The organism is Paracoccus sigandri (assembly GCF_003709565.1).
GTDB lineage: Bacteria > Pseudomonadota > Alphaproteobacteria > Rhodobacterales > Rhodobacteraceae > Paracoccus > Paracoccus siganidrum.
The window spans coordinates 1-13,056 of the sequence record NZ_QNRC01000009.1 but is presented as its reverse complement, the minus strand read 5'-3'; the positions used below and the strand labels follow the sequence as shown (position 1 = coordinate 13,056).

13 protein-coding genes and 1 pseudogene are annotated in these 13,056 nt (G+C 66.1%); 2 read left to right on the top strand and 12 right to left on the bottom strand.

The genetic code is table 11. The features are described 5' to 3' along the window. Positions 1-197: 197 nt before the first annotated feature. The 3 genes from C9E82_RS10095 to C9E82_RS10085 all read right to left on the bottom strand — a co-directional run bounded on the left by C9E82_RS10095 (position 198) and on the right by C9E82_RS10085 (position 2,256). The gene (locus tag C9E82_RS10095) at positions 198-1,088 is read right to left on the bottom strand and encodes a sigma-70 family RNA polymerase sigma factor (RefSeq protein ID WP_119898966.1); all 891 of its coding nucleotides are present in this window, start codon (positions 1,086-1,088) and stop codon (positions 198-200) included. Further along, positions 1,078-1,542, bottom strand: coding sequence for a carboxymuconolactone decarboxylase family protein (locus tag C9E82_RS10090; protein ID WP_119898968.1), 465 nt, complete (start codon positions 1,540-1,542; stop codon positions 1,078-1,080). Before C9E82_RS10090 ends, C9E82_RS10095 begins: the two co-directional genes overlap by 11 nt. A gap of 81 nt (positions 1,543-1,623) precedes the next feature. Then, the gene (locus C9E82_RS10085; protein WP_119898970.1) at positions 1,624-2,256 is read right to left on the bottom strand and encodes a LysE family translocator; all 633 of its coding nucleotides are present in this window, start codon (positions 2,254-2,256) and stop codon (positions 1,624-1,626) included. A gap of 808 nt (positions 2,257-3,064) precedes the next feature. Between C9E82_RS10085 and C9E82_RS24475 the strand changes: the two genes are divergently transcribed. Together C9E82_RS24475 and C9E82_RS24470 are read left to right on the top strand one after the other, a co-directional pair. Then, positions 3,065-3,556 carry a hypothetical protein gene (locus C9E82_RS24475; protein ID WP_183154061.1) on the top strand — a complete coding sequence of 164 codons (492 nt, stop codon included), beginning with the start codon at positions 3,065-3,067 and terminating at the stop codon, positions 3,554-3,556. Positions 3,557-3,595: 39 nt separating this feature from the next. Then, positions 3,596-3,982, top strand: a complete 387-nt coding sequence (locus C9E82_RS24470; RefSeq protein WP_183154060.1) for a P-loop NTPase family protein — start codon at positions 3,596-3,598, stop codon at positions 3,980-3,982. A gap of 140 nt (positions 3,983-4,122) precedes the next feature. Here the strand turns inward: C9E82_RS24470 and C9E82_RS10075 are convergent, their stop codons facing one another. The 9 genes and pseudogenes from C9E82_RS10075 to hpbA all read right to left on the bottom strand — a co-directional run. Continuing rightward, a complete protein-coding gene (locus tag C9E82_RS10075; RefSeq protein ID WP_119898973.1) occupies positions 4,123-5,175 on the bottom strand; it encodes a proline racemase family protein in 1,053 nt (350 codons plus the stop codon). Positions 5,176-5,316: 141 nt separating this feature from the next. After that, positions 5,317-6,318 carry a glycine betaine ABC transporter substrate-binding protein gene (locus C9E82_RS10070; RefSeq protein ID WP_119898975.1) on the bottom strand — a complete coding sequence of 334 codons (1,002 nt, stop codon included), beginning with the start codon at positions 6,316-6,318 and terminating at the stop codon, positions 5,317-5,319. A 254-nt stretch (positions 6,319-6,572) separates the two neighbouring features. Further along, on the bottom strand, positions 6,573-7,694 hold the full coding sequence (locus tag C9E82_RS10065; protein WP_119898977.1) for a mandelate racemase/muconate lactonizing enzyme family protein: 1,122 nt from the start codon (positions 7,692-7,694) through the stop codon (positions 6,573-6,575). Between the two features lie 10 nt (positions 7,695-7,704). Beyond that, positions 7,705-8,778, bottom strand: a complete 1,074-nt coding sequence (locus C9E82_RS10060; protein ID WP_119898980.1) for an alcohol dehydrogenase family protein — start codon at positions 8,776-8,778, stop codon at positions 7,705-7,707. Positions 8,779-8,936: 158 nt separating this feature from the next. Continuing rightward, positions 8,937-9,926 carry a LysR family transcriptional regulator gene (locus tag C9E82_RS10055; RefSeq protein WP_119898982.1) on the bottom strand — a complete coding sequence of 330 codons (990 nt, stop codon included), beginning with the start codon at positions 9,924-9,926 and terminating at the stop codon, positions 8,937-8,939. Between the two features lie 73 nt (positions 9,927-9,999). Continuing rightward, positions 10,000-10,926: an electron transfer flavoprotein subunit alpha/FixB family protein gene (locus tag C9E82_RS10050; protein WP_119898984.1), complete on the bottom strand. Its 927-nt coding sequence runs from the start codon at positions 10,924-10,926 to the stop codon at positions 10,000-10,002. Then, complete coding sequence (locus tag C9E82_RS10045) at positions 10,926-11,684, bottom strand: electron transfer flavoprotein subunit beta/FixA family protein (protein ID WP_119898986.1); 759 nt, start codon at positions 11,682-11,684, stop codon at positions 10,926-10,928. The genes C9E82_RS10050 and C9E82_RS10045 overlap by 1 nt, the downstream gene beginning before the upstream one ends. Next, positions 11,681-12,313: a dimethylsulfonioproprionate lyase family protein gene (locus tag C9E82_RS10040; protein WP_119898988.1), complete on the bottom strand. Its 633-nt coding sequence runs from the start codon at positions 12,311-12,313 to the stop codon at positions 11,681-11,683. The genes C9E82_RS10045 and C9E82_RS10040 overlap by 4 nt, the downstream gene beginning before the upstream one ends. A 78-nt stretch (positions 12,314-12,391) precedes the next feature. After that, positions 12,392-13,056, bottom strand: a pseudogene (gene hpbA / locus C9E82_RS10035) (N-methyl-L-proline N-demethylase HpbA); the annotation flags it as partial.

Sequence of the window (13,056 nt, the reverse complement as noted above, 5' to 3'; positions counted from 1 at the left end):
AGGCCGGATCATTCAAATAAACCCGCGATCTTTGCTGAAAATATCCGGAACATGGATTCGGAATCGAGATCAAATGGAACGGCGGCACGGTAGCAGAAAGAAATTTCCCCGTATAGGAGAATGATCTGCCCCCCGGCAACCGAAAGCGGCGCCGGTGAATCAGGCCGATCGACCGGGCGGCGCGGGAACTGACGGCCTCAGGCCCCCATGGGGAAGGCCGCGCGAAGATGGCGCAGCTTGTCGGGGTTGCGCATGACCCAGATGGCGGCGATCCGGCCGTCGCGCAGCCCAAAGGCGGTGGTCTGCAGGATGCCACCCGCTTCCAGGCTGACGAAGCCGGGGGCGCGATTGATGCGGCGATAGAAGGGCGGCGGCGGCAGATCGCCCCCTTGCTTGCGCGCCAGGCCGGCCAGGAACCCCACCGCGCGGCGGCGGCCGCACAGCACGTTGATCGCGGCGGGCACCTTGCCGCCGCCATCGGTATGCAGCTCGACATCCTCGGCCAGCAGGCGGGTCAGGGCCTCGACATCGCCGGTGCGGCTGGCGCGCCAGAAGGCCTCGACCAGCGGCTGCGCCTGGTCCAGCGCGACCGGCGGCACCATGTCCACCCCGGTCATCCGGCGCCGCGCCCGCGACACCAGCTGGCGGCAATCGGCCTCGGAACGGTCCAGCGCGGCGGCGATCTGGTCGAAGCCCAGATCGAAGGCGTCGCGCAGGATGAAGGCCGCGCGCATCGGCGGGCTCAGCCGGTCCAGCGCCAGCATCAGCGCGATCGAGACCTCTTCGGCCAGCGCGTGCCCGGCCTCGGCGCTGGCGGCATGGCCGGCGACCAGGGGTTCGGGCAGCCAGGCGCCGACATAGGTCTCGCGCCGGCGCCGGGCGGATTTCAGGTGATCGAGGCAGAGCCGCGTGACCACCCGCGTCAGCCATGCCCCCGGCGATCCGATCGCCGAGCGATCCTGCCGCATCCAGCGCAGCCAGGCCTCTTGCAGGATGTCCTCGGCATCGGAAACCGTCCCGGTCATCCGATAGGCCAGGCCGAACAGCCTGGCCCGATGGTCCTGGAAGGATCGCAGCTCAGGCGGCATCGGCATCCCTGTCCACGGGGTGCTGGGCGCGGAACCCGACCGCCAGGCGGTTCCAGATATTGATGACCCCGATGGCCAGCGTGATCTCGGCCCGTTCGCGCGGGCTGAAGGCGGCCTCCAGCGCGGCGTAATCCGCGTCCGGGGCGCCGGTCTGTTCAAGCCGGGTCAGCGCCTCGGCCCAGCCCAGCAGGGCGCGTTCGCGCGCATCGAAGGCGGGGCTTTCGCGCCAGGCGGCCAGCACGTCCAGCTTCTGCTGCGACAGCCCGGCCTTGCGCGCGGCAGGGGCGTGCATGTTCAGGCAATAGGCGCAGTTGTTGATCTGCGAGACCCGCAGCTTGATCAGCTCTCGCAGCGTCAGCGGGATCGACAGCGAAGCCAGGCTGTTCTCCAGCGCGAGCATGGGCTTCATCACTTCGGGGGCGGCGGCGAAATAGTCCAGTCGTTGCGACGTCATGGCGTCCTCCTGATGCAGGTTACACCGGTATTGACGAGGCGGCGCATGGATCTGTGACAGGACGGCGGAAATTTCCGGCGCTCAGCGCCGCGCCTCGCTTGCCATGCGCAGCGCGAAGCCCGCCAGCACCATGCCCATCAGCCAGCGCTGGACCAGCGCCCAGAAGGGCCGCCGGGCCAGGAACAGCGCGATGCTTCCCGCCGCCAGCGCGATGCAGGTGTTCACGGCGACGCTGACGGCGATCTGCAGCGACCCCAGCGCCAGCGTCTGCAACAACACCTGGCCGCGGGCGGGATCGACGAATTGCGGCAGAAGCGACAGGTACATGACCGCGATCTTGGGGTTCAGCAGATTGGTCAGCAGGCCCATCAGGAACAGCCGCCGCGGACTGTCATGTGGCAGCTCGCGCAGCGCGAAGCCCGTGCGCCCGCCGGGCCGGACCGCCTGCCAGGCCAGGTACAGCAGATAGGCCGCGCCCGCCAGCTTCAGCGCGTCATAGGCGAAGGGCACCGCCAGCACCAGCGCCGTGATCCCCAGCGCCGCCGAGAGCATGTAGAAGACGAAGCCCATCGCCACGCCGCCAAGCGAGATCAGCCCCGCGCGCCGCCCCTGGCTGATCGAGCGCGAGATCAGATAGATCATGTTCGGCCCCGGAGTCAGCACCATCCCCAGCGCGATCAGCCCGAAGGCCAGCAGGTTGTGAAGTTCCGGCATTCCTGGTCCCTCGGTCGATCCGGGCCAGAGAACGCGAAAATCGGCGGTGTCGCAATCCCTGTCTTGCGATGTGATGTCGTGGGCTGGATGACGGGCGCGGATTTATGTTCCATAAGATGGATTATGATTTTATTCACCTGGCGTGGCCCGTTGACGTGTCCTACCCGCGAAATAATGACCATTCCGGGGTGATTTTTGTCCATTGGACGCGCGATTAATGTCCATCGCCTCGACGGCCTCCACAGATAGTATTTAACTTTCAACATCTTGCCTGAAATCCAGCACATGTAGCCTGTCACCGTGACCCCGGTTCCTGGTGCTGGCGTGGCCCGTTGACGGTTGCGGCGCGCCTCGGCAAGGTGGCTGCATCCTCTCCGGGGGCAACGGACCGGCCTGAAGGCCACCGGATCTCGGAGCTTCCAAACTCTTTCCGTCCCGCCGGGAAAGCGCCGCTTTTCCGAACGGCAGAGCCATGTCTCGCAGGAGGTCATCATGCGGCAATAGAAGAAAAGGATGGCGTTGGGATGACCGGCTGGATGTCTGATCCTGACTCTGCCCCGACGCGCCCGCTCCGGTCAGGAGGCCGTCGCCGCCCCCCTGCCCCGCGCCACCGACCTGGGCTGCACCGCTCATGCCGGACATGTGCTGCGTGACGCCGCATGGGAGGTTTTGAGGGAAACGGCTGACCGGCAGATATATCGGCCGCCAGCTCCCCTGCCTCGTTCAACCCACCCCGAACAAGTCTTCGCTGCCCGGCCGGGTGTCATCCCGTCCGCTGCCGGAGCCTTGCCTGAAAAGGAGCAAGCACATGACATGTATCCCCTTCATCGAGGCCCGTTTCTTCGACCCCGGTGAAACCAGACATGCCCTGGAGTGCCGCTTTGCCGAGCATCTGCGCAAGCTGCGCGGGTCCCGTCCCGATCTCGGCGAGGACGAGGATCCTGCAGACGGCTTCGAGGCGTGCGAAGCTGATCTCGACATCAGGGACATGCGCCGGATCCAGCGCCACGCCAAGCGCCTCCTCGCGCGCCGCGAGGCCGTTTCCGGCCTCGATCACCTGAAGAAGGAGGACCGCGAGCGACTGGGGGTGTTTCGTGACGGGGCGAGACTGATCCGGATCGACGACGAACACCGTGCCGACGAGATCGCGGCCGAGATCCATGCGGAGATGCCCTGGATGTCGCCAGCCACGGACCTCGTCTGGCACGCGATGCGGCGATCAGTGCGCGAGGGATGGCCCGGCCTGCTAGTGCCTCCGATATTGCTCGACGGACCGCCTGGGATCGGCAAGAGCCACTAGGCGCGCCTGCTCGGCGACGCGATTTCGGCGCCAACCACCGTGATCGAGGCGACCGGCGAGAACGCCAGCTTTGGCGTCGTCGGCAGCCAGCGCGGATGGGGCGGTTCCTGTCCGGGCCGACTCATCGAAACCGTCATCCAGAGCTGCATCGCCAATCCGGTGATGGTGGTGGATGAGATCGAAAAAGCCGGCACCCCCACCTCGATGAAGGGCCTGACTTTCGGTCTCGCGGAAGCCCTGCTGCCGCTTCTTGAACCCATGACCGCGCGCCGCTGGAGCTGCCCTTATGTGCCCTGTCGGACGGACGAGACGACGGCCGAGATGCTGGCCTCGGATTACGCCATCGACGTGGCGGGCCAGAACGTTCCGGCCGAGGCCAGCCTGGCCCCGCTCTGCGACCCGAAATCCGCAAGGGTGCGTGGCTGAAGAAACCGGCGCCAGGGAAGGGCAGGAATCATCAAGATCCTCGTTCCCGTGACGCGGATGAACGCTCTCCTCGCAGGTCCGCAGGTCGGGCCCTTCCTGCGCGGCTTGCGACCGGGACCCCATACGCAGCCGTTCATGCCCTACGCCCAGGTGTCCCCGACGGTGAACCCTTCGGTGAACGGATCATCATGATCCAACACCAGCGTGTTCAGGCCATAGATCCAGCTGGTCCCCGAAATTTCCGGCACAACGGCCCTGCGGCCCGCAATCGCCGTCTCCTCGACCAGCCGGCCGGTATAGACATTGCCGAGGATGCCCTGATGCCGGAAGTCCTGGTCCAGCGGCAGCTCGCCCTTGGCGTGCAGCACCGCCATCTTGGCGCAGGTGCCGGTCCCGCAGGGGCAGCGATCCAGCGCCCCGGTCCAGGTCGCCGGATTGTCCCAGGAGAAATCGCCCGAGGCCATGGTGACCGCGTTCTTCCAGTCGGCGTTCGGGTCGTCGGTAGGCCCCGACAGCTGCGAGATGGTGATGCCCACGCCCGGATATTCGGGATGCGCGACCGGCAGCTGCTCGATCGCCGCCTGGCGGATCATCGCCGAGATGCGGGCGATTTCGCGGCCATGCTGGGGGATGAGGTCGAGGCCGGGGAACTGCCGGACATCGGCGATCGCATAGAACATGCCGCCCCAGCCGACATCGACCCGGACCTTGCCCAGATGCGGCACCTCGATCTCGGCATCCAGATGGGCGGCGAAGGCCGGCACGTTGCGGAAGGTCACGCTTTTAACCTTGCCGTTCGCGCATTCGGCGCGGACCCGGATCAGCCCCGCCGGCGCCTCCAGCACCAGCTCGGTGACGGGCTCTCTCATCGGCAGCAGGCCCATTTCCAGCAGCACCGTCGCGACCGAGATGGTGTTGCCGCCGGACATGACCGGATATTCGATCTGCTCCATGATCACATATCCGGCGTCGGCCTCGGGATGCGAGGGCGGCACGATGATGTTGCAGCAATGCGCCGGATAGCCGCGCGGCTCGCGCAGCATCAGCTTGCGCAGCTGGTCGTCATTGGCTTCCAGCCATTTCATCTTCTCGTAGACCGAGCGTCCCGGAATATGCGGGACGCCCCCGGTGATCACCCGCATCGGCGTTCCGGCATGCGTGTCGACGGCATGGATCATTCGCTTGAACGCCATGTCTGCTTCTCCTGAGGGGATGTTCCTGAAGCCGGGATGGACATGAAAGGTCCGCCCGGTTGCCGGGCGAACCACAGGGTTCACAAGCGGATCACCATGCCCGAAGGCCCGCCTGTCGGCGCCATGACGCAGCGGCCACGATCAGAGGGCGGCTTCGATCCTCTCGGCGATCTCGGCGGGGACCCATTCCGTCCAGATATCCTTGTTCTCCTCGAGGAAATACACCGCGCCGTCCTCGCCCATGGCCTGGTTGTCCGCCTGCCAGGCCATCAGGGCGGCCACCATGTCATTGCTCCAGCCGCGGGTGTTGAAATATTCCATGACTGCCGGGTCGATACGGTCGGCAAAGTCCTTGGTCACGACCGTCATGACGGTATCGACGGGCCAGGCCGTCACCTTCGGATCGGGGCAATCGAGATTGGTCGTGCAGCGCTGCCACTCTTCCGGGTCATGCTCCTCGGTGGACTCGAGCAGCACCAGCTCATATCGGCCCAGAAGCGCGGTCGGCGCCCAGTAATAGGTGATGAACCCTTCCTCGCGCTCATAGGCGCGGGCGATGGCGCCATCCAGGCCGGCCGCGGAACCGGGTCGCATCAGGTTGAACCCCTTGTCCTCGGCCTCATAGGCCTTGAACAGCTGCGCGGTGACGACCGTCGCCCCCCACCCTTCGGCGCCGTTGAAGATCGCGCCCTTGTCGGGGTTTTCCGGGTCCGGGAAAAGCTCGGGACGGGCCAGGGCATCCTCGACCGTCTTGATGTCGGGGTTGGCATCGGCAAGGTATTTCGGGATCCACCAGCCCTGGATGCCGCCATCGGGCAAAGCCGGCGCGCCGTAGACGATCTTTTCCTCCTCCAGGCCCCGCGGGACGATTTCGGGCAGCAGGTCCACCCAGGTCTCGGAAGAAACGTCGGGGGCGCCCCTCTCGATCATCGAGGTGGTCGAAGGGACCGTATCGCCGGGCATGGTTTCCACGGTGCAGCCATAGCCGTTCTCCAGGATGAACTTGTCGACATAGGTCAGCAGTTCGGCGCTTTGGACATTGTGGAGCGCCAGCGAGACATTGCCGCAATCCTGGGCGGCAGCCGACCACGCGCCGCCGAAGCAGCCGGCGGCCAGAACAGTTGAAGCAAGCAGTCTTTGCACGTTCTTTCTCCCTGTTTGCGGCACTGATCAGAAGCGGGTGCCGCCTTGTTTCTTTCCAGGTGGGTTCGAGGGATCGGGCCTCTCTCCATATTCGTATACGATATTTATACTACGAAAAGCGCGAATAGGGATGATTCTGTCAAGCGATTTTTCCGCCATGTCCGGGACCAGGTGGCCTCGCCGCATGTCCCTCCAACGCGACTGCCAGGCGCGCCTGCGCCCGACATCTGTCATGATCATGTGCCGGTTGCGGGTCATGGCCGCCGATACGAGGCGACAGGCTCGCCCAGCACATCAAGGCGCGGCGTCACCCCCAGGCCCGGCACATTCGGGGCACGGACATGCCCGTCCTCGACCTGGAAATCCCCGTCGGCCGTCTTCAGCGAGACCATGTCGCGGCATTCCAGCAGGCATCGCAGCTGCCGCTGGGGCACCGTCTGGCCAAGATGCACGATGGCCGCGAAGGCGATGTCCGAGCCGGTGGTCTCCTGCACGCTGACCGTATAGCCGGCGGCCAGGCAGATATCTCGGTGCCGCCGCCCACGGGTCAGCCCGCCGTTTTTCGAGATCTTCAGCCCGATGCCTTCGGCGGCGTCATCCGCGATCAGCTGGACGATCGAGGCATCGCTCAGCGCCAGTTCGTCGAAGACGATCGGCACGTCGGTGCGGCGGCGCAACGAAATGCATTCGCGCCAGGTCGCACAGGGGGCCTCAAGCACGAAATCCAGGCCGTGCGGCAGCAGGCGCAGCATTCGCAGGGCGGTCTCGACGCTCATCCCGCCATTCGCGTCCACGATGAAGAACTCGCCCGGCCGCTTGTCGGCCAATGATGCGGCGATGCGGGCGGCATCCTCTGCCGGGTCGCCGCCGATCTTGACCGAATGGCCGATATAGCCCCTGCCCCGATGCTCGGCCACGCGGCGGCGCATGTCCTCGGGATCGCCCATGTAGATCGAGGAGATCACCGGCATCCGCGCATCGGTGCGCCCGCCCAGCAGGTCGCAGACCGGCATGCCGACGGATTTGCCGAAGATGTCCCAGCAAGCCACGTCCAGCGCGGTCTTGGCATGTTCATGCCCCAGCAGCGCCTGGTCCATCGCCTCGTTGATCCGGTCCACCCGCCGCGGATCCCGCCCCAGCAGATGCGGCGCGATCTCGGCGATGCCGGCCCGGACCCCGAAGGCATGCGAGGCGATATAGGTCGAGCCGAAGGGCGTGCTCTCGCCCCACCCTTCCAGCCCGTTATCGGTCGTGATGCGGAGGATGGTCGCATCGAAGCTGCGATATTCCCGTCCGCCCGACAGCGTGTAGACCCCGCCTGAATAGGGCAGTTCCACCTGGAACACGTCGATCTTCTCGATGGCAAGTTCGGACATGGATGGCGCCTTACTGGGGGATGGTCAGCACCAGCTTGCCGCCGGTGTTCTTGGACAGGAATTCCTTCTGGGCATCCACGATCTGGTCCAGCGGCCAGGTTCCGGCGACATTCGGCCGGATCTCGCCGCGCTCGATATAGGAGATCAGGTTCTCGAAGACCTCGTCCTCCTGGAAGGTGCAGCCGAAGAAGGTCAGATCCTTGAGATACAGCGTCCGCACGTCCAGCTCGACGATCGGCCCGGCGATGGCGCCGGCCACCGCATAGCGCCCGCCGCGCTTCAGCACCTGGAGAAGCTCGGGAAAAGCCGCGCCGGCCACCACGTCCAGGACGACATCGACGGATTGCGCCTCGATATGGTCCGCCAGCCTGTCGCCGCGCGGGATCACCCTGTCCGCGCCAAGCCCGGTCATGTGACCGGCCTTGCTCTTTCCCGCGATCGCGCTCACCCGTGCGCCCCTGCGCCTGGCCAGCTGGATCGCCGCCGAGCCGACCCCGCCCGAGGCGCCGGTGATCAGCACATGCTCGCCCTTGCCTACCTGGGCGCGATGGACCATGCCTTCCGCGGTCGAATAGGCGCAGGGCACCGAGGCCAGCTCGACATCGCTCCAGTCGCAATCGACCTTGTAGGTCTCGCGCGCGGGCGCCTTGGTATATTGCGCGAAGGCTCCGTCGCATTCCGACCCGAAGGTCCAGCATTCCCAGGGTCGATAGCCGACGTAGCTCCGCAGCATGTTGCGCACCAGAACCCGCTGGCCGATGCGGTCGGGGCTGACGCCTTCGCCCACCGCGACGATCCGGCCGCAGCAATCCGCGCCCTGGATGCGCGGAAAGCTCAGCGCGACGCCGGACCAGCTGGCATCGTCGTCATTCGTCGTCTCATAGCCTTCGGCCCCGCCATCCGAGGTCGCGCTGCTGACGCCTTTCGAATACCATCCGATCCGGGTGTTGATGTCGGTATTGTTGATGCCGGCGGCGGCGACCTTGATCAGCACCTCGCCCGGTCCGGGCACCGGAACCGGCACGTCGTCGCGGATTTCCAGCTTGTCGAATCCGCCATGCCCGGTCAGCAAGGCGCCGGTCATTCGTGTAGGAATTGTATCGTCTGATGACATCGCAATGTTCCCTGGTTCGGTCGGATCGATCCCGGCCGCGGCCGGTGGGGGGCGATCACCCCTCCATCAAGGGATGAGTTCGGATTCGGGGCAACGCACGAAAATTTCCATGTCGAGTTGAGCTGAGATCAACCGGGTATTTCGGAACCGCCTCCTTCCCTGCCCGAGATAGCCGTGACGGAATCAGTGCGGGCGCCCACCGGGCGCGGCATCGCACGCACCAGCCGGGCCTGCTCGCCTATCCAGCCGCGCATGAGTGCGGCGGCGTCGGACAGCCTGCGCGTGCTGTTCCACGTCAGGTAGTAGCCGCCGGGCGCCGGCACGACCAGGTCGCTGAACCGCACCAGGGCCCCCTGCTCGACCAGCGGCCCGACCATCCGGTGCCACCCGATCACCAGCCCCTGGTCGGCCATGGCGGCCTGCAGGGCGATGCTGAACTTTCCAAAGCGCCGCCCCCTCAATGCGCCCGCCCTGACCCCGCCGCGCAGCAGGGCTTCCTCCCAGCCCAGCCAATCGGACTCGACCCATTCCACGCTCAGCAGCGGCAAGTCCGCGAGATCGCCGATGGTCGCCCCCGCGTGACGCCGGGCGAATTCCGGGCTGCAGACCGGATAGATCCAGTCGTCGAAATGCAGTTCCGCCGTTTCATCGACCCAGGAGCCAAGACCGTATTGCACCCGCAGCTCGACATCGCTCCTGCGGTAGTTTCTCGCATTCTCCCAGATGACGTGATCCACGAAGATCCTGGGATGCCGGGTCCAGACATCCGGCATTCTGGGGATCAGCCACATGGTCGCGAAGACATCGCTGCAGGCAATGGCGACATTGTTCGAGGTCTCTCCCGCCTTGATCGAGCGGACGACCTCCGAGGTGCGGGAGAAGCCGCTGGCCAGAGCGCGGAACAGTTCCTCTCCTGCGCCGGTCAGCACCACGCCCTTGCCGTTTCTGAGGAAAAGCGGCTCTCCAAGTTCCAGCTCGACGGATTTGATCTGGCGGCTGACCGCGCCCGGCGTCACGTTCAATTCCTGTGCCGCCAGCTTGACGCTCGAATGCCGGGCCGCGGCTTCGAACATGGCCAGCGCACTGAGGGACGGAAGGTCATAGTAGCGGCGAACCAAGATTGCCTCCGTCTCTGATGGGGGTGGAACCTTGGCGGGGGCGCCATTGGGTATTTGCGCAACGAAGAAGCGGTCAGAGCTTTTCGGTGAGTTCGGGGACGGTGGTGAAGAGGTCTCCGACGAGGCCGTAATCGGCGATCTGGAAGATCGGGGCTTCCTCGTCCTTGTTGATCGCGACGATCACTTTCGAGTCCTTCATGCCGGCCAGGTGCTGGATGGCGCCGGAGATGCCCACCGCCACGTAGAGCTCGGGGGCGACGACCTTGCCGGTCTGGCCGACCTGCCAGTCGTTCGGGGCATAGCCGCTGTCGACCGCCGCGCGCGAGGCGCCAACGGCCGCGCCGAGCTTGTCGGCAAGCGCCTCGATGATCGCGAAGTCCTCCTTGGAGCCCACGCCGCGGCCGCCCGAGACCACCCGGCCGGCCGAGGTCAGCTCGGGGCGGTCGCTCTCGGCCACCTCGTCGGCGACCCAGGACGACAGGCCCGGATCCTCGGCCAGCGCGGCCTCGGAGACCGGGGCGCTGCCGCCGTCGGGGGCCGCGTCGAAACTGGCGGTGCGGATGGTCAGCACCTTCTTCGCGTCGCGCGAGCGCACCACCTGGATCGCGTTGCCGGCATAGACCGGGCGCTCGAAGGTGTCGGCATCGACGATCTTCGAGACGTCCGGGATCACCATCACGTCCAGAAGCGCCGCCACCCGCGGCATGACGTTCTTCGCATCCGTGGTCGAGGGCGCGACGATATGGTCGTAGTCCCCCGCCAGCGACAGGATCAGCGCCGCGGTCGGCTCGGCCAGGCGGTGGCCGTAGCGCGCGTCCTCGGCCACCAGGACCTTTGCCACGCCGGCGATCGTCGCGGCCTGGGCGGCGGCGTCCTTCGCATGGGCGCCGGCGCAGAGCAGCACCACCTCGCCCAAGCTCTTGACCGCGCCCACCGCCTTGGCCGTGGCGTCGCGGTTCAACTCGCCATTGGTGACTTCACCCAACAGAAGAACGGCCATCAGAGCACCCCCGCTTCTTTCAGTTTTCCCACCAGTTCGTCGACCGAGCCGACCTTGATCCCGGCCTTGCGGCCCTCGGGTTCGCGGGTGGTCACGATCTCCAGCCGCGGGGCGGGATCGACGCCGTAATCGGCGGCCGTCTTCTCCTCCAGCGGCTTCTTCTTCGCCTTCATGATGTTCGGAAGGCTGGCATAGCGCGGCTCGTTCAGGCGCAGGTCCGCCGTCACGATCGCCGGCAGCCTGACCTCGATGGTCTGCAACCCGCCATCGACCTCGCGGGTGACTTTCGCCGCCTCGCCCTCGATCTCGATCTTCGAGGCAAAGGCCGCCTGGCCCCAGCCCAGGAGCGCCGCCAGCATCTGGCCGGTCGCGTTCATGTCGTTGTCGATCGCCTGCTTGCCGGCGATGACCAGCTTCGGCTGTTCCTCGTCGATCACCGCCTTGAGGATCTTCGCCACCGCCAGGGGCTCGATGTCCTGGTGCACGTCATCGGCCGCGACCACCAGGATCGCCCGGTCCGCGCCCATGGCCAGCGCCGTGCGCAGCGTCTCGGCCGCCTGCTTGACGCCGATCGAGACCGCCACCACCTCCGAGGCCGCGCCCTTCTCCTTCAGACGGATCGCTTCTTCCACCGCGATCTCGTCGAACGGGTTCATCGACATCTTCACATTCGCAAGATCAACGCCAGACCCATCCGCCCGAACCCGGGCCTTGACGTTGTAGTCGATCACGCGCTTGACCGGCACCAGAACCTTCATGTGATGCTTCCTTTTCCTTCAATGGGCTGCACTGACGGACCCTCAAGCCCTGCCCAAAGCGCCCAGAGCGCGAAGAGCGGCTCGTCGCCGGATCGCATGGCGTGGACGGCATTCGGAGGGACGAAGAAGCTGCCGCCGATGCCTGGCTCGAACCAGTCCGCGCCGTTCTTGCGGAACTGTCCGGGCGAGAGCACCAGATAGGTCTCTTCCGGCGCGTGCCGGTGGTCGGGATAGCGGGTCCGGGGTGCAAGCAGGCTGAGGCCGATCCAGAGATCGCGGCGTTCCTCGATGCCGCCGGGACCCAGCAGCATGGCATTGGCGTGACCGTCCGGGAAATTCGTGCTGGCGGTCTGATCGCCGCTGCGCCGGCGCCAGAAAAGCCGCGGAGACAGGGCCCGGATGGCGGACAGCAAGGCGGCGAGATCGCTGTCCCCGACCTGGCGGGCCAGTGCGGGTTCAAGCCATCTGCAGACCGGAAGCAGGGCGGCATTGGGGCCGGGACTGCCGACAGTGCGCACCGCCTCGGCGATGCGAAGCAAGGATGCAGGGGAATCGCCATCATGTGCCCGGGCCTGCATTGCCGGCAGGGCCAGATCGAGAAAGTCTTGCAGGGCTTGAACGCGTGCCATCCTGGTTCCTTTCGCTGATGTGTCCGTTTCCATCTATCGACCGCGGCCCTTCCTCTTCGCGGCGTTTTTGTTCTGTCCTTACAGGTCCTTTACGATTCTGAGTGCGTCGTAGATTGCGGCGTGTGTGTTTCTTGCGGCGACGGCGTCGCCGATGCGGAAGAGGCGGAAGCTGGCTTCGGGGTTCTTGCGGATCCGTTGCGGCTTGCCGGTGGTCAGGGCCTCGTAATCGACCTCGCCCAGGTTCGCCGACAGGGGCTTGAGGTCGAAATACAGCTCGTCCAGCGGGCGGGTGCCGTGGTTGACGACGACCTGGTCGACGAGGCGCTGGCGCCTGAAGGCGCCGTAATCGCTGCCCAGGGTGGCGCGCAGCAGGTTGCCGTCGCGGGCGACCGATCGCAGCCGCCAGGTCACCGTGAAGGTGGTGTCGCGCTTCTGCAGGTTGCGCATGTAGGGCACCAGGTTCATCGCCATCACCTCGGGCGCGAAGCTGCGGTCCGGCGTCACGATCTCGACCGCCGCACCCGTGGCCGAGATCAGGTCGGCGGCCTGCAGCGCCGCATGGTCGCCCGCATCGTCGAAGATCAGCACGTTCTGGCCCGGCTTCGCGTCGCCCGCAAGGATGTCCCAGGCCGAGACGACCAGATCGTTGCCCTGCTCCAGCACCTCGACATGGGGCAGCCCGCCGGTGGCGACGATCACCTCGTCGGGCTCGGTCGCCAGCACGTCACCCGCATCGGCGAAGC